15 protein-coding genes are annotated in these 18,250 nt (G+C 61.5%); 9 read left to right on the forward strand and 6 right to left on the reverse strand.

The window, feature by feature from the left end:
• Nucleotides 1-116 precede the first annotated feature (116 nt).
• Complete coding sequence (locus AAIA72_RS08655; protein WP_369599923.1) at nt 117-1,991, reverse strand: hypothetical protein; 1,875 nt, start codon at nt 1,989-1,991, stop codon at nt 117-119.
• Between the two features lie 209 nt (nt 1,992-2,200).
• Between AAIA72_RS08655 and AAIA72_RS08660 the strand changes: the two genes are divergently transcribed.
• Nucleotides 2,201-2,644: a hypothetical protein gene (locus tag AAIA72_RS08660; protein ID WP_369599924.1), complete on the forward strand. Its 444-nt coding sequence runs from the start codon at nt 2,201-2,203 to the stop codon at nt 2,642-2,644.
• 51 nt (nt 2,645-2,695) lie between these two features.
• On the opposite strand, the gene AAIA72_RS08665 is transcribed toward AAIA72_RS08660, so the two are convergent.
• A complete protein-coding gene (locus AAIA72_RS08665; RefSeq protein ID WP_369599925.1) occupies nt 2,696-4,141 on the reverse strand; it encodes a DUF945 family protein in 1,446 nt (481 codons plus the stop codon).
• 352 nt (nt 4,142-4,493) lie between these two features.
• Between AAIA72_RS08665 and AAIA72_RS08670 the strand changes: the two genes are divergently transcribed.
• The 7 genes from AAIA72_RS08670 to AAIA72_RS08700 all read left to right on the forward strand — a co-directional run bounded on the left by AAIA72_RS08670 (nt 4,494) and on the right by AAIA72_RS08700 (nt 11,961).
• A complete protein-coding gene (locus AAIA72_RS08670; RefSeq protein WP_369599926.1) occupies nt 4,494-5,057 on the forward strand; it encodes a TMEM165/GDT1 family protein in 564 nt (187 codons plus the stop codon).
• 100 nt (nt 5,058-5,157) lie between these two features.
• Nucleotides 5,158-7,161 carry a methyl-accepting chemotaxis protein gene (locus tag AAIA72_RS08675; RefSeq protein WP_369599927.1) on the forward strand — a complete coding sequence of 668 codons (2,004 nt, stop codon included), beginning with the start codon at nt 5,158-5,160 and terminating at the stop codon, nt 7,159-7,161.
• A gap of 98 nt (nt 7,162-7,259) precedes the next feature.
• Complete coding sequence (argS, locus tag AAIA72_RS08680; protein ID WP_369599928.1) at nt 7,260-9,014, forward strand: arginine--tRNA ligase; 1,755 nt, start codon at nt 7,260-7,262, stop codon at nt 9,012-9,014.
• 2 nt (nt 9,015-9,016) lie between these two features.
• Nucleotides 9,017-9,583: an SPOR domain-containing protein gene (locus tag AAIA72_RS08685; protein WP_369599929.1), complete on the forward strand. Its 567-nt coding sequence runs from the start codon at nt 9,017-9,019 to the stop codon at nt 9,581-9,583.
• 109 nt (nt 9,584-9,692) lie between these two features.
• Entirely contained in the window at nt 9,693-10,220 is a 528-nt protein-coding gene (gene hslV / locus AAIA72_RS08690) for an ATP-dependent protease subunit HslV (protein WP_369599930.1), read from the forward strand.
• Nucleotides 10,221-10,238: 18 nt separating this feature from the next.
• Complete coding sequence (hslU, locus tag AAIA72_RS08695) at nt 10,239-11,561, forward strand: ATP-dependent protease ATPase subunit HslU (protein WP_369599931.1); 1,323 nt, start codon at nt 10,239-10,241, stop codon at nt 11,559-11,561.
• 10 nt (nt 11,562-11,571) lie between these two features.
• Entirely contained in the window at nt 11,572-11,961 is a 390-nt protein-coding gene (locus tag AAIA72_RS08700; RefSeq protein WP_369599932.1) for a gamma-butyrobetaine hydroxylase-like domain-containing protein, read from the forward strand.
• 101 nt (nt 11,962-12,062) lie between these two features.
• On the opposite strand, the gene AAIA72_RS08705 is transcribed toward AAIA72_RS08700, so the two are convergent.
• The 3 genes from AAIA72_RS08705 to rppH form a co-directional block, all read right to left on the reverse strand.
• A complete protein-coding gene (locus AAIA72_RS08705; RefSeq protein ID WP_369599933.1) occupies nt 12,063-13,322 on the reverse strand; it encodes a patatin-like phospholipase family protein in 1,260 nt (419 codons plus the stop codon).
• Between the two features lie 81 nt (nt 13,323-13,403).
• Nucleotides 13,404-15,692, reverse strand: a complete 2,289-nt coding sequence (ptsP, locus tag AAIA72_RS08710) for a phosphoenolpyruvate--protein phosphotransferase (RefSeq protein ID WP_369599934.1) — start codon at nt 15,690-15,692, stop codon at nt 13,404-13,406.
• A 2-nt stretch (nt 15,693-15,694) separates the two neighbouring features.
• On the reverse strand, nt 15,695-16,186 hold the full coding sequence (gene rppH, locus AAIA72_RS08715) for an RNA pyrophosphohydrolase (protein ID WP_369599935.1): 492 nt from the start codon (nt 16,184-16,186) through the stop codon (nt 15,695-15,697).
• 153 nt (nt 16,187-16,339) lie between these two features.
• Here rppH and AAIA72_RS08720 point away from each other — a divergent pair, with 153 nt between their 5' ends.
• Complete coding sequence (locus tag AAIA72_RS08720) at nt 16,340-16,996, forward strand: HAD family hydrolase (protein ID WP_369599936.1); 657 nt, start codon at nt 16,340-16,342, stop codon at nt 16,994-16,996.
• Here AAIA72_RS08720 and AAIA72_RS08725 read toward each other — a convergent pair whose 3' ends face one another.
• A complete protein-coding gene (locus tag AAIA72_RS08725; RefSeq protein WP_369599937.1) occupies nt 16,997-18,196 on the reverse strand; it encodes a class I SAM-dependent rRNA methyltransferase in 1,200 nt (399 codons plus the stop codon).
• Between the last annotated feature and the right edge of the window lie 54 nt (nt 18,197-18,250).

An 18,250-nucleotide genomic window follows, 5' to 3' on the forward strand; every position in this document is an offset into this window, starting at 1 on the left:
AGCTCAGGGCCCGACACGCACGCGCCCTGCCATCACCATGGCCGTACCATGGGGACCACCGGCACCGGTAATCTGGGGAACCTGATCACCATCGTTATCCACGCCACCCGAAGCCGTCATGTTTTCCCCGAATCACCCAGCCATTCGGCAAGCTGCATGCCCTCATTCTGTGCCCCGCCATTGATGACCGTGCGGAACCAGTCGGTATAACGTCCGACCAGCGCGGCCACCTCAAGTGCCGGGACATTCTCTGTCCCCTCGTTCCTCAACTGAAGCAGTGCCGTACGCAGACCCGCCGAGATTGCCGCTGCGGTCCAGGGCGTATATTCCACCGTCTCCTCACCCGGAGAGACCCAGTATCCCTTGCGTGCCATCAGACGATCGACGGCCTGATAAAGCGCCCTGGCCGCCTCACGGTAACGGCTGTCCGAAGTCGCGGAGAATGCCGCACCCAGGCCGCGCAGTACCGCAAACTGGGTATCCACGGAAACGCTGCTTGCCATGCGGACTTTCTCACCGGCAACTTCAGCCCCATCGGCATACAACCCGTCCTCTCGCCGAAGCTGTGTCAGGATAAAGTCAGCCTGAGCCTTCAGAAGCGACAGCGCCGCCTTGCCCTGAGCCGTCCCCAGTCCACCCGCGCCGGCTTCTGCACTCGCGTAACCGACAGGCAGGGCATCCACCGCCTTCTGGTAGACGGAAAGCGCAACCAGGGCATAGGCCGCATCATAAGTGGTCACGTGCCGGCCCGGCTTGCCGTCCCAGCGATCCACCAAAGTGCCTGCCTTGCGATCGAAATGGAGCGCATGCAGATTGGTGAACAGCACGTGAGACAGTGTCCGTGCGAGCGAGAACGCGTCATTGGCCGGCACATCGTTGTCCGGAGAGGCATCCCGGTTCACCGCAGGCGCCGCTGCAAACGGTTGCCCGTCAAACACCGCGCGGAATGCCGGATTGGTTGCCTTTGCGGCATCTCGTTGATCGGCAAAGGCGAAGTACTCCGCTGCCGGCCACAGAAGCATCCAGACATCACGAAGGCTCGAGTGCCTTTCCGCCACGTTCAGCCCCTCAATGGCGAGCCCGCCTTCAAGATCACGGGTCCGGGCCTCCAGACGATGGGGGAACCAAACGGGCTTCGTACCGTCATAGGCAGGCGTCAGCCGGACGCCCAGCGACCGGCCATCAAAGGCCAGGCGCTCTGCAAGCCAGCGCATCTTTTCCAGGGAGATCTCGGTCAGAATCACACCGTTCAGGCCGTCCACGGCGGACACGCCGAGCGCATGTCGTCCATCCTGATCCATGGTTGAAGAAGTGGCCTCCACTTCCTCATCGGTATCGCGGGTATGCATGCCACCAAGAAAATCCTGAGACCACATGACTTCCTTGAGCCAGATCCCCCCGATGGCCGCCGGCGTGATTTCGGGGCGGACACCCTCCCGGGTCCAGCGCAGGGATGCATAATCCCGGTAGTAGGCGGGGATCAGCACATCACCGTCCCGGTTCACCACATCCGTATTCACCGGCCCTGCAAATTCCGGCAGCCCGGATGCCCAGGGCAGCGCAAGCGGATAAAGATTCAGGGGGATTTCAGCAGGCGAAATACCCACGCTCCCGGCAAGGGTCACAAAGCGCTGGCCCAGCGACTTCAGCGACCCGCCCCGTTCCGCATTGCGCAGACCATGGGCCAGATGCAGTCCCAGACCGGACTGATAATTCAGCGCATACATGGCTTCTTCCGAGTACTCGTAGCTTTCTATCCCGGCCACATAGTCAAAAGCGGTCGGCTTGTCCCGCACATTCGGATCGAGCACATCCAGATCCAGCCCAAGCGCCTCCGCCAGCGGCTCTCCGGATAACTCGAACTCGGTATACGCCAGGAAAGCACCGCCTGTATCCAGGTGCTTGTCGAGCACCTCAACCCGTGCTTCCGCACCTGCCGTACCGGCCATGGTGCCCAGCACCACCCCCAGGACCAGCCACTTCTTGCCCATCACAATGTACTCCTTTCAGAAGGCTTCTGTTCACCAAAACGATATGCGCATGATAATTCTTATCATTTAGCTTGGCAAACACTAATCCGTCTCCTTTGCAACATTCCTTCCGGCCGCACCCTTGCATACCCGCTCTTTGACTCCCCGAAAAACCGTGTGCTACGATTTTTCCCCAGGCAGGACGCTACATATGTGCACGGAAGAGCTTTATGAAACCTTTGCTGACCTCCACCCTGGCGATACTGGTTGCCTGCACACCCGCCCCCTATCAGCCTCAGATCATGACAAGCGGTGACTGTCAGCTGGTCTGGCACGGGGAATCTGAAGCGGCCACCAACACCTGCCCACTTCCTGACCGCGTCAAGGCGGCAATCATTGTGTTGGCGAAGGCACCCACGCTGGAGGCGTACCAGCAACAAATGGCCGCACTGGAATCCTTCGACTTCGAGGGCGAACAGGCCATTCTGGCACTTGGCTTTACCGAATCCATCTTACAGGATGGCTACCACCTGTCTCCGAGGGAGGCTGCCGCCCTGCTGAAAGGCAACGCATTCACCCTCATGTTGATGAATGCTTCCGGGACAGTCCTGATGCAAAGCCATCAACCCGTGTCTGCCCAGGCACTGGTGGATACCCTGAACCCGCACCCCTGAGGGCCTGATCGCCCGTGGCGAAAAGGCCCGCAAGGCCTGACGACCATTCGTTTATTTCAGCGGCTGCCCATTGATGGATGGCACACCATCCTTGATGGCTGCCTTGAACCTGTAATGTTTCCCGGACGCGTCGTAGTCGAGCATGCCTGTTTGGGTGTACTGGTCAAGCAGCTCCATGGCCTGGGCGATCTCCCGCAGCTTGACCTGAGCGGTACGCTCGGCCGATCGCCCTCTCTGCACACCCTGCGCATCCGTCACCAGTGCCATGGCCTTCTCCACAAAGGCCCGGCCAAAGGTCAACTCGGCATCCCCTTCAATCAGGTTCCAGATCTGCACCGGCGAGATGGCCAGCGTCTGAAAGTCGGCCTGACCCAGATTGACGCTGCGCCCACTGGCCTGAATCCGGGCCGTCTCCCCGCCGAGATTGATCTCCACGGGGTCAATCTTCAGTTCCGCCTGCTTGAGCACGGACTTCAGCAACGCTTCAAGCGCTCTCTGCCCGGCCTCCGTTTCCGTCATGACGGGCAAGCCTTCGGCATTCAGGTCATCCAGCGCCACCGCCAGCTTGTCGGCCTGAAGTGCATCAATGCCCCCGACAGAAATCCGCATGCGCCAGTCGCCGAATGACAGGTCATTGACACGTACATCCTGAATCCGGATCTCGCCCGAAGACAGCAGTTCACCGTTCTTGACGTCGGTCATGCCCGAGGTTTCCACCCCGGCGACAGAGAATCTGTGCACCCTGGCATCCGGCAGGTTCTCGGCCGTCAGCCCACGAATGGCCACGCGCCCTTCCCCCACCTGCAATGCGGTTCCTGCTCGGCGCTGATCAACGCTCAGGGTAAACCCGTCAAAGACCATCCTGGCCCCCAGGGCTGACACTTCGATGCCACCCCACTCACCCGACGACCGAATGAAGCTGGCCTGCATGTCGCTTGCGACAGCCAGACTCGCCGGGCGCACCTGAATGATCACCTCACCCTGACCGTCCGGAGCGGGCTGAGCCAGCCTGAAGGCCTGCAGCTTGATTTCATGCTGCAGCCCCCCGCTGACGCCAATGCCTGAACGGATTTCCAGCGGGCCTTCTTCGCCAAATTGTTCGTAGAGTTTGCGGGCGTCTTTATCACCCTGAATGCTCTGAGCAAAGTCACAGTCGGATTGTGCCGTGTCTGCAATCAGGGTACTGCGTGCTTCTACCCAGAAGCCCTGTACCAGCTGCAACGGGGAATGCGAGAGTTCGGTGGAGAAATCCACACACCCTTCGGACGCACCGGTTTTCGGATCCATGACTTCCAGCCGGTACACGCCGGTCGAACTGGCATAACCTCGCTGGTAATCCTTCAAGACGATCCTTAACGGCATCTTCTGGCGCTGCATCCGGTCATTCGCGGATGCGACTTGCAGCCGCAGTTGCTCCTCGGCCTTCCAGGCCAGCCCCACTGGCAGTACTGCAACTGCCACAGCCGCCACCCCGGCGGCAACAATACGTTTGTTCATGTGTGCTCCTTGCATTTTCAACGTACACAGCGCCCCAAACCGGGCGCCGCCGGAAAAGGGTAACATGAAGCTTCGCAGGAACCCATGACTTCCGGTCTTCATTGCGCCGCGTTTTTCAGCAAAGGCGCTTCTGGCCACCCTGCCTCTTTCCTCTGACCATCGTATTCAGTACAATGCGGCCACCTTCGGGGGAGTAGTCCGCCGGCCCTGGCCGGACGGGTCATCAACAGGATTGGGCCTCATGCCCATGGTGATCCGGTTCCACGGGAATGGACGAGACCTGAGGCAACAGGCCCTGTCTGGCGGGAGGGGTGTGTTGTCTCTGTGTCGAACCCTCCCGCCGGAGAAACCCATGGATGCCTTTCTGAACGCCACACTTGCGGTCGCACTGGCCGAAATCGGTGACAAAACCCAGCTTTTATCCCTTTTCCTGGCCATGCGCTTCAGCAACCGCTGGGCGATCGTCGCCGGCATACTCGTGGCCACCCTCCTCAACCACGCTGCATCCGCCTGGTTCGGCCAATGGCTGGCGCAGTGGCTGTCACCCGACTGGTCACGCTGGCTCGTGGGCGGCAGTTTCATCGCCGTCGGGCTCTGGCTGCTCATCCCCGATGAGGAGGATGATCAGCCTTCCGCACTCGACAAATACGGCGCCTTCATCGCCACCACGCTGCTTTTCTTTGTCGCGGAAATCGGTGACAAGACACAGATTGCCACCGTTCTGCTCGCCGCCCAGTACCAGAGTGTTCTGCTGGTCACACTGGGTACGACGCTGGGGATGATGCTGGCCAATGTTCCGGTCGTCTGGGCAGGCGAAGCCCTGATGCAGCGTCTGCCCGTCAGATGGGCACACCGGATCGCCTGTGCCCTGTTCATCGGACTGGGACTGGCAACCCTGTTTTGGCCGGATATTTGATCTATGTCATTTCGTTAGCCATTGCGCTGGCAGAACATGAACGGACGAACTACGCTCATGAGACCATTCACTCATATTTACCGTCAGGGAGGATCGGTTCATGCTGAACAGTCTCCGCACTCGTCTCGTCCTGCTCAGTGCCGTACCGCTGTTGCTGGCACTCATTTTCGTGGGCATCAATCTGGATGATGCCCGAAACCGTTACGAGAACCTCCATGCGCTGCACCCGGCCATCCGTCTGGCCGGCTCTCTGTCCGCCCTGGTTCATGAACTGCAGAAGGAGCGCGGTGCCTCTGCCGGTTATCTGGCCTCGGGTCAGGACAGTTTCCGCGACCTGCTGACCCGCCAGCGACAGAACACGGACAAGGCGCTGGCGGATCTTGATGCGGCACTGGCAAACGGTCTCGGGAGCAACCTGCCCCCGGCAGTCCGCAAGGCCCTGCAAAGACTCCGGGACAATCTGCCGGGTCTGCCCGGCCTGCGAGGACAGGTGGATCAGCAGGCACTCAGTGTCCGGAATGTTCTGGAGCGCTATACGGCACTCAATACCCAGGCACTGCAAACAGTGGATGCGGCGGGACAGACACTCTTTCTGCCCGGATTGCGCAACCGGTATGACGCCTATACCGCCTTCCTGAATGCCAAGGAGCGTGCCGGCATCGAGCGGGCGGTTCTCAGCGCCGTCTTCGGTGCCGATCAGTTCAGGGACGGTCTGGCAAGGGACTTTATCCGGCTTGTGGCAGAACAGGAGGTGTATCTCGGCCAGTTCCGTTCACGCGCACCGGAAGCATGGGTCGGCAAGCTGGATGAAGTCGTCACCCAACCGGCCTTTGCGGAAGTCAATGCTTACAGACAATCCGCCTTCACCGCCATTGAGGCGTTGACCGAAAAGCGCCCGTTCACCGGTTTCGACCGTGATGCGGCCTCCTGGTTCCAGACCATCACCCGCAAGATCAACCAGCTCAAGGCGCTGGAAGACATGCAACAGGAGGACCTGGAAACACAGGTGGCCACGCTGCTCGACAAGGCCCGCGGTAACCTGTGGCGCGATGCCATCATCGCCATCGCGGCGGTATTGCTGGTCCTGACCACAACCCTGATGCTTGCCCGAAGCCTGATGCGCCCCATCAACCGAGCCGTGGCAGCCGCCGAACGCATTGGTCAGGGTGACCTCACCACCTCGCTGGATTCGGGCCGCAAGGACGAGCTGGGCACCCTGCTGCGCGCTCTCAAGGCCATGCAGGACGCCTTGCGCACGCTTCTGCTGGAACAACAGCAGCAAACGCAGGAGCTGGCCAGCGTCGCCACCCAGATTCAGGGCTCTGCTGTCCAGGTCAGCCAAGCCGCCGAGAAGCAAAAGGAAGAAGCGGATCAGCTGGCCACGGCCATGAACGAGATGACCGCCAGCTTCCACGAAGTGGCTCAATCCACGGAGCATACGGCAGAAGCCGCCCGCCGGGGCAGTGAACAGTCCGAATCCGGTCTGCATGCCCTGGACCAGTTGCTGGAAGCCATGGCAGCCCTCAACACCAGTGTGGATGCCGCTGCGGGTACCATCACCCAACTGGAAGAAAAAACACGTACCATTGCCACGACACTGGGCACCATCAGTGGCATCGCGGAACAGACCAATCTGCTGGCACTCAACGCCGCCATCGAGGCGGCTCGTGCCGGCGAGCAGGGTCGCGGTTTTGCAGTGGTGGCCGATGAAGTCCGCCAGCTTGCCGGCCGCACACAGGAGGCCACGGTGGAAATCACCCAGATCATCCAGTCCCTGACTGAAGAAGTGGAGCAGGCCGTGGGACAAATGAACGCGGCGCGTGAACGCTCCGCCGATGCGGATGCCCACTGTGAAACCACGCGCAATGCCATTCGGACCATCAACGCCGCGATTTCCGACATCACCGACCGCATCCAGCAAGTGGCATCAGCCAGCACTGAACAGAGCGCCGTGGCGGAGGAAATCAACCGCAACGTCCAGCATATTGCCGACCTGGCTGATGACAACGCCGAGGCCGTTCAGCAGAACCGTGTGGCCAGTGACGCCCTGGAACAGATGGCTACCCGTATGGTGGCACACGTCCGGCGCTTTCGCCTGAGCTGATATCCCCCTTTCTCCCCGTCCGGTTGCCCCCCTGCGCCGGGCGTGGGATAATACCGCCCCTTTTCCCAACTGCCATTTTGACCGGAGAGCGCCGTTCCATGAAGTCGCACGTTGCTGACCTGTTTACCCAAGCCCTCGAGAGCCTGACTCAAGAAGGTACCCTTCCGGAAAGCAGCCGACAGGTGCCGGTCAAGGTGGACAACACCCGGGACCCGTCGCACGGCGACCTGGCCACCAACATTGCCATGGTGCTCGCAAAGCAGGCCGGCATGCCTCCGCGCGCACTGGCCGAAAAAATCGTTGCGGCCCTGCCCGCCGATCCCGCCGTCCGCAAGGTGGAGATTGCCGGCCCGGGCTTCATCAACCTGTTCCTTGATCCGGCGGCACACTTCTCGGTGATCCGCGCCATCTTCGAAGCAGGCGCGCAGTTTGGTCGCGCCACGCCGAACAGCCGCGAACGCGTGCAGGTGGAATTCGTGTCCGCCAACCCTACCGGTCCGCTGCATGTGGGGCACGGCCGCGGTGCTGCCTACGGGGCCACCATTTCCAACCTGCTGGAAGCCGCCGGTTATCAGGTACACCGGGAGTATTACGTCAATGACGCCGGGCGTCAGATGAACATTCTGGCCACCAGTGTCTGGCTGCGCTATCTGGAAGCCCTGGGTGAAACCTTCCCCTTCCCCAGCAATGGCTACAAGGGCGACTACATCCGTGACATCGCCGAGACCCTGCACAAGGAGGTCGGCGACCGCCTGCATCATCCCGCCGATACCGTTTTTGAAGGGGTGCCTGCCGACGAGCCGGCCGGGGGTGACAAGGAAGCCCATATCGACGGGCTCATCAACCGGGCACGCACTCTGCTGGGTGCGGACTATGAGCACGTCTTCAATCTGGCACTGAACAGCATCGTGGAGGACATCCGCAACGACTTGGAAGAGTTCGGTGTCACCTATCAGGAATGGTTCTCCGAAAAATCCGTGCAGCCACAGGTGGAACGGGCCATTCAGATCCTTCAGGACAAGGGCTACATCTACGAAAAGGACGGCGCGCTCTGGTTCCGCTCCACCGATTTCGGTGATGACAAGGATCGCGTGGTACGCCGCGAAAACGGGGAGACCACCTACTTCGCCTCGGACATCGCCTACCACCTGAACAAGTTCGAGCGCGGCTTTGACCGCGTCATCAACGTCTGGGGCGCGGATCACCATGGTTACATCTGCCGCGTGAAGGCGGCCCTGCAGGCCATGGGTCTGGACCCCGAGCGTCTGGTCGTCAAGCTGGTCCAGTTTGCCATCCTCTACCGGGGTGGCGAACGCGTGCAGATGTCCACCCGCTCCGGCTCCTTCGTGACCCTGCGCGAGCTGCGCGAAGAGGTGGGCAACGACGCGGCACGCTTCTTCTACGTGACCCGCAAGGCCGATCAGCACCTGGACTTCGACCTGGATCTGGCCAAGTCCCAGAGCAAGGACAACCCGGTGTACTACATCCAGTACGCCCATGCGCGGGTCTGCAGCGTGCATCGCAAACTGACCGAGCAGAACCTCAGCTGGACGCCTGAAGACGGGCTGGCTGCACTGGATGCCCTGACCCTCCCCGAGGAAAAGGCCATTGCCCAGATGCTGGCGCGTTATCCGGAAGTCGTGGCCAATGCGGCCGAGCAACTGGAGCCCCATCAGGTGACCCATTACCTGCGTGATCTGGCCTCGGAGTTCCACGCCTGGTACAACAACAACCGGGTACTGGAAGACGATGCACGCCTGCGCAATGCCCGCCTGGCACTGGCCGAAGCCGTGCGCAGCGTGATCCACAACGGCCTGTCCCTGCTCGGCGTCAGCGCACCGGAGTCCATGTAAGCATGGCCAAAGCCGCGAAAGCGACACGCAAGCCGGTCCCGCTCTGGCTGTGGCTGCTCAATCTGGCCGCAGCCAGCGGGTTCGTGTACTTTCTCTATCACCTGCAGTCCATCCCGGACAAGCCCATGCCGGTTGTGACCCGGCCGGCAAGCCCGGCCACCGCACCGGCGACAACCCCGGCAGCCGGCACGAAGCCGACCCCGCAGCCCCCGGCGCAGACCGCCACCCAGGATGAACCGCGCTTCAAGTTTTATGAAATGCTGCCCAAGTCCGGGGTGGATACGGCACCGGTCGAGGTCTATGCGCCGAAAACGCCCAAGGTCACTTATGATTACCTGATCCAGACCGGCTCCTTCCGCAATCGTGCAGATGCCGAAAAACAAAAAGCCAGGATTGCCTTTCAGGGCCTGCGGGCAGAGATCCGGGAGATCACCACGGAAAACGGCACCTGGTACCGCGTGCAGATCGGCCCGGTGAGCAACCGTTCGGTCATGAACAAGATGGTGGACAAGCTCGTCGCCCTCAACATTCAGCCGCTGGTCAAGAAGATCAGGCGCGACGATCAGTAGCCGCTGTGCCGGGGCGGGCAACCGGCCCGCATCCCGATGCCCCCCTTGAATTTGGTTGCGGCCGCCCCCATAACCCTTCCTCAGGATCGAATCCCAACCAGGAGTGGACATGACCACCATCGTATGCGTACGACGCGACAACCATGTCGCCATGGCCGGAGACGGCCAGGTTTCACTGGGCAATACCGTCATGAAGGGCAATGCCCGCAAGGTCCGCCGCCTTTATCACAACCGGGTCATCGCCGGATTTGCCGGTGGCACGGCCGACGCCTTCACCCTGTTCGAGCGTTTCGAGGGCCAGCTGGAGAAGCATCAGGGACACCTGACCCGGGCAGCCGTCGAACTGGCAAAGGACTGGCGCACCGACAGGGCCCTGCGGCGGCTGGAAGCCCTGCTCGCGGTGGCGGATGCGGAAACCTCGCTCATCATCACCGGTAACGGAGACGTGGTGGAGCCCGAATTCAACCTCATTGCCATCGGCTCCGGCGGGCCCTATGCCCAGGCCGCCGCGCGTGCACTCATGGAAAACACAGACCTCAACGCGCGGGAAATTGCTGAAAAGAGCCTCGATATTGCGGCCGAGATCTGTGTGTACACCAACCACTTCCGCACTCTGGAAGAAATCATCACCACCTGACAGGAACAGGTTTGACCCATGGCATTTCTGAAACCCCGAGACATCGTCAACGAGCTGGACAAGCATATCGTCGGCCAGCAAAAGGCCAAGCGTGCGGTGGCCATCGCCCTGCGCAACCGCTGGCGCCGCATGCAGGTGGATCCGTCCCTGCGCGAGGAAATCACCCCCAAGAACATTCTCATGATCGGTCCTACCGGTGTGGGCAAGACCGAGATCGCCCGGCGCCTGGCCCGACTGGCCGACGCCCCCTTCATCAAGGTGGAAGCCACCAAGTTCACGGAAGTGGGTTATGTGGGCCGGGACGTGGAGTCGATCATCCGCGATCTGGTCGAGATGGCCATCAAGATGCTCCGCGAGCAGGAAATGAAACGGGTCGAGGATCGCGCGCTGGAGGCCGCCGAGGAACGCATTCTGGATGCCCTGCTGCCGCCGCCACGCTCCGGTGACCTGGGTGAGCGCGAAGGCAGCGCCACCCGGCAGGTCTTCCGCAAGAAACTGCGCCAGGGCGAACTGGATGACAAGGAAATCGAGATCGAGCTCAAGGCCACACCCGTGGGCGTGGAGATCATGGCACCGCCGGGCATGGAAGAGATGACCAGCCAGTTGCAGAGCATGTTTTCCAGTCTCGGCGGAGACCGCAAGCGCAGCAAGCGCATGCGCGTGGCTGACGCCCTGCGCAAGGTCCGGGACGAAGAAGCCGCCAAGCTCATCAACGAGGAAGACATCAAGGCACGCGCCGTCAAGGCAGTGGAGCAGAATGGCATCGTCTTCCTGGACGAGATCGACAAGGTTGCCCGCCGGGGCGAACACGGCGGGGCGGATGTCTCCCGCGAAGGGGTCCAGCGCGACCTGCTGCCGCTGATCGAAGGCTGCACCGTATCCACCAAGTACGGCATGGTCAGGACAGATCACATCCTGTTCATTGCCAGCGGCGCCTTCCACCTGTCCAAACCGTCCGACCTGATCCCGGAACTTCAGGGCCGGCTGCCCATCCGCGTCGAGCTGGATGCCCTGACGCCTCAGGATTTCGAGCGCATTCTCACCGAACCGGACGCTTCCCTGACCGAACAGTATCAGGCCCTGCTGAAGACGGAGGGCGTGGAGCTGGAGTTCGAACCGGAAGCCATTCGCCGGATCGCCGAAGTGGCCTGGAAGGTCAACGAGAAGACGGAAAACATCGGTGCACGGCGCCTGCATACCGTCATGGAGAAGCTTCTGGAAGAAGCCTCCTTCGATGCCGGAGACGGCATCCAGTCCCGCTTCGTGGTCACTGCGGACTATGTGGACAGCAAGCTGGGCGAACTGGCCAATGACGAAGACCTGAGCCGCTACATCCTGTGAGGGGAACCCCATGACTGACGCACAACAGGCCCCGCGCCCACGCCGGGTCGAAATGTCTGATGATGGCCGGGCCATCACGCTGACTTATGCGGAGGAGCCCCCCGTCACCCTGACGGCAGAGTTCCTCCGGGTCTTCTCACCGTCTGCGGAGGTGGTGGGACACGCCCCGGGTCAGGAAGTGCTGCAGACCGGCAAGCGCAACGTCCGCATCCGGGACATTCAGCCCACCGGCCATTATGCCCTGCGCTTCGTGTTCGATGACGGACACGATTCGGGCCTCTACACCTGGGGTTACCTGCGCTTTCTGTGCGAACACCGGGACGAGTACTGGGAGGGTTATCTCAGGCGCCTGGAGGCGGAAGGCAAATCCCGGGATCCGGAAGAAAGCCCCGCCACGTGACAGAGAGGGCTGGCCATTTTGTAGCCAGCCCTCTAGAATTAAAACGCCCCTCGTCCGGAATGGGGTTGATGGAGGGGGATATTCGGACGAGGGGCAAAAACCTACTTGCTGCGGCCGGGGATGAAGCGTTCGGTAATGTCTTCCAGGCGCTCACCCAGCTGCTTCAGCGGATGGAACCCAGTCGGTTCAGCATGTCTGTAAAGCGGCAGCGATGCACCATACAGACTGGTGGACAACGTCCGCTGATCATCCTCCAGCACATCCCGCTTCAGGGTCACACCAAAGGGTGCCAGCGCCTCGGACAGCTCCTCGTAACGCGCCAGCAGATCACGCCGGGTCATCTGGTAGGCATGCTCGCACACCACCCTGCGCGACTGGAAACTGAAGATGTTGGAGAAGAACAGGCGCGCGTCATCCCGGCGCGGCTCAAAGCGCAGCAGCGTCCGTCCGGGATACTGGGCTTCATAGAGTTCAAACCCGGCATTCATGCGGGAATAGACCATGGCCCGGTAGGCCTGTGCGACCACATTGGGCATGCCCTTGTTGAGCAGGGCACCTTCGCTCATGGTGCCGGCTGCCACGGCGGCCGGCGCATCAATGGGCACCACCGGATTGATGGCCAGCACCAGCTCTGCACCATCCTCCAGGGCCACCGACGCGTGCATGCCACGGCGAATCGTGCCGTCAACATAATGCCGGCCGTTGATCTCCACCGGCATGTACAGAACCGGGGTGGCGGTACTGGCCTGCACCGCCTTTGAAATGGGCACCTGATTCAGGCCCGGCGCGCCAAAACGTACCGCCTCACCGGTTTCCAGGTCGGCCGCCAGCAGATAGAGCCGGTGCCGCAACTGACGAAAATCATTGGTACGCCCCAGCAGGCTGTAGGAGCGGGCCAGATAGGCTTCCAGACCGCTGTTCTCGAACAGCCCGGCCGGTGCCGCCTGTGCCAGCGTGGTAAAGGCATCCAAAACCGTCTGATCACCGGGATTGGCCAGCAGCTTGGCCGCAGCCTCCATCAGCAGGCCGGGAACCGCCAGCATGCGCCGGCCGTACTCGCGAAATGCGGGGCGATAAAGCACATCCGGGTGGAACGGGTGCACATCCGCCTCATTGCGCACAAAAATCCGGCACATCTGCGCCGTGGTCATCTGGTTGGCCAGGTTGGCGGCAATGAAGGCACCGGCGTTCACGCCCACATAGACGTAGAGGTGATTGAAGTCCACACCCTCCAGCGCCTCATCCAGTGCACGCAGGGCACCGATCTCATAGATGGCACCCAGGGCTCCGCCGCCACCGAGCACGAGGCCGATGCGGGATCCGTTGTGCGGTCTTGTCTTGCTCTGCATGGGGTGATTCATGGGCATTCCCGTGGTTGTCGGATGGCCTTCCACTGAACAGATTCTACCTGCACGGTAGCAGCCACAGTTAGAATAATCACACTAATCCTGAGCGGGCGTCTTGCGCAGCGGGCGCACGTAGCGCTCGAAACCGAGCTTGCGCAGATGATGCTCCAGAATGGATTTCACCACCTGGGGGCTGTCCCGGTAGAGGACGTCCCGGACCACCTCCTCGGCCTGGCGGCGCGACACCGTGCGGATCACGGACTTGATCTTCAGCAGACTGACCGCACTCATGGACAGGGAATCATAGCCCATGCCCAGCAGCAGGAGCGCGCCGGCCGGATCACCCGCCAGCTCACCACAGATTCCGACAGGCGTGCGTGCCGCGTGGGCATCGCAGACAATCTTGTACAGCGCCTGCAGCACCGCGGGATGATAATGGTGGTACAGACTTGCCACCCGCGGGTTGTTGCGGTCAACCGCCAGCATGTACTGTGTCAGGTCATTCGAGCCCACCGACAGAAAATCCACCCGTTCACAGAGGTCACGAATCTGGAAGACCGCTGCCGGAACTTCGATCATCACGCCGATGGGGGGCATCTGGATATCCAGCCCCTCGCCCCGCAGTTCCTCGTGCACCCGGAAAATGAGCCGCTGCGCTTCTTCCACCTCGGACACATTGGAGATCATGGGCAACATGATGCGCAGATTGTGCAGGCCGGCACTGGCCTTGAGCATGGCCCGCACCTGGGTGAGGAAGATTTCCGGGTGATCCAGGGTGACGCGGATGCCCCGCCAGCCCAGAAAGGGGTTCTGCTCCTCAATGGGGAAATAGCTCAGTGACTTGTCCCCACCGATGTCCAGCGTCCGCATCACCACTTCGCAGGGGGCGAATGCTTCCAGCTGTTCCCGATAGGAACTGTATTGCTCCTGTTCGCTCGGAAACCGTTCGTTGATCATGAACGGAATTTCAGTCCGGTAGAGGCCGACCCCCTCCGCACCTTGGCGCAGGGAGCGGGCCACATCCGTCATCAGCCCGGTATTCACAAAGAGCTGCACACGGTGGCCGTCCAGGGTCTCTGCCGGGAGTTCCGCCAGCGCACCCAGCTGTTCCTGTTGCTGCGCTTCTTCGGCCACAATGTCCGCATAATAACGCTCAAGCTCGGGCGACGGATTGGCGTAGACATCACCGTTGAAACCGTCCACGATCAGGCGCTGCCCATCAAGGCGGCTGATGGGCAGATCCACGATCCCCACCACACAGGGCAGTCCCATGGCCCTTGCCAGAATGGCCACATGGGAGTTCAGGGACCCCTTGACCGACGCCAGCGCGCGCAGGCGCTCGCGCGGCACTTCACCGAGCATGGCGGGGGTCAGCTCATCGGCCACCAGTATGGTATCAGACGGATAGTGGTATTCGACCTGGGTATCGCGCTGCAGGTAGGACAGGACACGCTGGCCCAGATCCCGGATATCCGTGGCCCGCTCGCGCAGATAGTCATCTTCCAGGGCCTCGAAGTGGCGGACATAGTCCCGCACGACATCCCGCAGGGCAGCCTGAGCCCACTGCCCGCCCTGAATCCGGCGGATGACTTCTCCCTTGAGGGCCTTGTCATCCAGCATGTTGGCGTACACGGCAAAGAGGGCCGCTTCTTCCGGTCGCAGTTCACCGGACAGATTGGCGGAAACCCGATGGATATCGGCCCGCACGGCTTCAACGGCCTTGCGGAAGAGTGCAATCTCCTCCTGCACGTCCTGCGTCTGGCGGTCCGGCACCGCATCCAGATCGGCAGGCGGATACTTGACCACGCAGATGCCCATGCCCACGCCCGGCGCCCCCGCCACACCATGAAATTTGACGTCACGCCGCGGGGCCTGGCTCTGGCGCAATACCTGCTGCAGGGGATCCACCGCTTCCGAATGAGAAATCACCGCCGCCAGCTGCGCCGAAACGGTGACCAGAAAGGCCTCTTCGCCTTCGTCAAACTGGCGGCTGTCCTTCTGCTGCACCACCAGCACACCCAGATTGCGACGCTGGTGGATGATGGGCACCCCGAGGAAGGCGTTGTACTGCTCCTCACCGGTTTCCGGAAAATAGCGGTATCTGGGATGCTCGCGGGCATTGACCAGATTGACCGGTTCTTCGCGCACACCGACCAGCCCCACCAGCCCCTCCGAGTGTCCCATGCTGACGCGGCCCACGGCGGTGGGCTTCAGCCCGCGCGTCGCCATCAGCACATACCGGTTGGTGACCGGATCCAGCAGGTAGATGGAGCAGACTTCCGTATCCATGGCTTCACGCACCCGCTCGACGATCACTTCCAGTGCGTCCATCAGGCTTTCCGCCTGACTGACGTCCTGCATGATGCGCCGGAGCAGTGCGAGCATGTTCATCCGTGACGTCCCTGCCGCCGGTAGAGATAATGGGCAAATTCTTTCATGGCCTTGCGGTATACTTCACGCTTGAAGGAAACCACCTGGCCCAGCGGATACCAGTAACTGACCCAGCTCCAGCCATCAAACTCGGGCTTGGGCGTGAGGTCACAGCGGATGCAGTCATCATCCGCCAGCATCTGGAGCAGGAACCATTTCTGTTTCTGACCGACACACACCGGCCGGGAGTCCTTGCGGATCATGCGCCGGGGCAGGCGGTAGCGCAGCCAGCCCCGCGTCGAGGCCATGATACGGATATGCTGAGGCTCAAGACCCACTTCCTCGTTCAGTTCCCGGTACATGGCCTCTTCCGGACTCTCATCCCGGTTGATGCCCCCTTGGGGGAACTGCCACGAGTTCTGACCGATGCGCTTGGCCCAGAAGACCTGGCCCTCGGCATTGGTTAAAATGATGCCCACATTGGGGCGAAACCCTTCTGAATCAATCACACTGAGCCCCTGAGTTTTTGATTTCATTGTTTCACAAATCAGTGTGTTATGACAAATACATCTGTACCGGGTTCAACAAGGTGGACAGATCTGTCCGCCTTGTGCAGCATAAGCACCGGATAATCCTCACCATTCTGATCAAAGGAGTTTCACGTGGCCCTGGCCATCTTCGACCTGGACAACACCCTCATCGCCGGCGACAGTGACCACAGCTGGGGAGAATACCTGGCCGACCACGGCTGGGTGGACCGCGATACCCACCGGGCAAGGAATGACGCGTTCTACGCGGACTACCTGCGTGGCGAGCTGGACATCCAGGCCTATCTGGAGTTTGCCTTGTCCGTGCTCAAGGGCCGGACCCCCGAAGAGATGGAAGGCATGCGGGCACAGTTTGTGGAAGAACGCATCCGCCCGATCCTGCTATCCAGGGCACAGGCGCTGGTGGACCGGCACCGTGACGCCGGCGATACATTGCTGGTCATCACCGCCACCAACCAGTTTGTCACCGAACCCATCGTCAACCTGTTCGGCATTGAATCACTGATCGCTCCCGTTCCGGAGATTGTCGAAGGCCGTTACACGGGCCGGATCACCGGTGTGCCGAGCTATCAGGAAGGCAAGGTCATCCGGCTAAGGGAATGGCTCAAAGACCACCCGCACGATCTCTCGGAAGCCTGGTTCTACAGTGACTCACACAATGACCTGCCACTGCTGCAACAGGTCGGTCATCCCGTGGCCGTGGATCCGGATGACCGCCTCCGGGCCGAAGCCGAACAACGCGGCTGGCCGGTGATCAGCCTGCGCGACTGATCAGCCCACCAGACTGACGTGAAACAGCATGGCCTTCAGGTACGCCGTTTCCGGCACGGCCGGCAGGATCGGATGATCCTCTCCCTGGTGGCCTTCCCACACCAGGCGCACATCCCGGTCCACCTCGCGTGATGCGGCGCGCACCAGGTCCAGCAGCCGGGCGCGCTCCAGGTGCATGGAACAGGAGCCGGTCATCAGCCAGCCACCCGGCTTCACCAGCCTGAGCGCGAGCTGATTCAGTCGCCGGTAGGCCTGCTCGCCGTTGCGGATGTCCTTGCGGCGAGGAATGAGTGCCGGCGGATCCAGCACCACCACATCGTAGCGCTCCTTCTCGTCACACAGCGCCTTCAGGACGTCAAAGGCATTCCCTGCCAGCAGGCGATGGGCACCGCCCACCGCTTCGGCGTTATCTCCGGCCCACTGCAGAGCCGGCTCGGATGCGTCCACAAAATCCACTTCCGCGGCGCCGTGGGCCAGAGCCTGCACCCCCCATCCGCCCACATAGGAGAACACATCCAGAACACGTGGCGCATCCAGCCGCTGAATCAGTGCATTCAGCCGCGCCCGGTTGTTACGGTGATCAAAGAACCAGCCGGTCTTCTGCCCTTCAAGCACATTGAAGCGGCACGCCACGCCATTTTCCTCAACCGCAAGCTCGGCTCTGGCCTCCCCGTGTGCGCAGGTCACTTCACCGGGCAGCCCTTCCACCTCACGCATCTTGCCATCATTTTTCAGCCAGATGGTGCCCGCCTCCCATTTGCTGGCCAGCAACCGCACCACCACCGGCAGCCAGGGTTCCATACCCGCCACACTGTTCTGAATAACAAAGTCCTGCCCGAACCGGTCGATCACCAACCCGGGCAACCCGTCACTGTCACCATAGACCATGCGGTAGCTGGTACCCCCCACCAGCGCCTGGCGCAGTGCATCCGCCTGCTCCAGACGCCGCTTGAGCAGGGATTTTGTCAGTCCCTGTTTGGGGTGACGACTGATCAGGCGAGCGCAGATGAGCGCATGCGGATTGACCATGAACACACCCAGCGGCTTGCCGTCATGGGTCGTGATCAGGGCTTCCGCGCCGGGCTCGAGATCCGCAAGCGGGGTGGTGTCGGTATCCACCTCGTTGCTGTACACCCAGACATGGCCGCCACGCAGGCGACGTTCGGCTTTGGGCTTGAGGGCAAGGGTTGGTCTTTCCACGGGAACTCCTGTGATGGCTGAGGCGGAACATTATACGCCGGCCCACAAAAAAAG

The organism is Thermohahella caldifontis (assembly GCF_041153465.1).
In the GTDB taxonomy this organism is placed as follows: Bacteria; Pseudomonadota; Gammaproteobacteria; order Pseudomonadales; family Oleiphilaceae; genus Thermohahella; species Thermohahella caldifontis.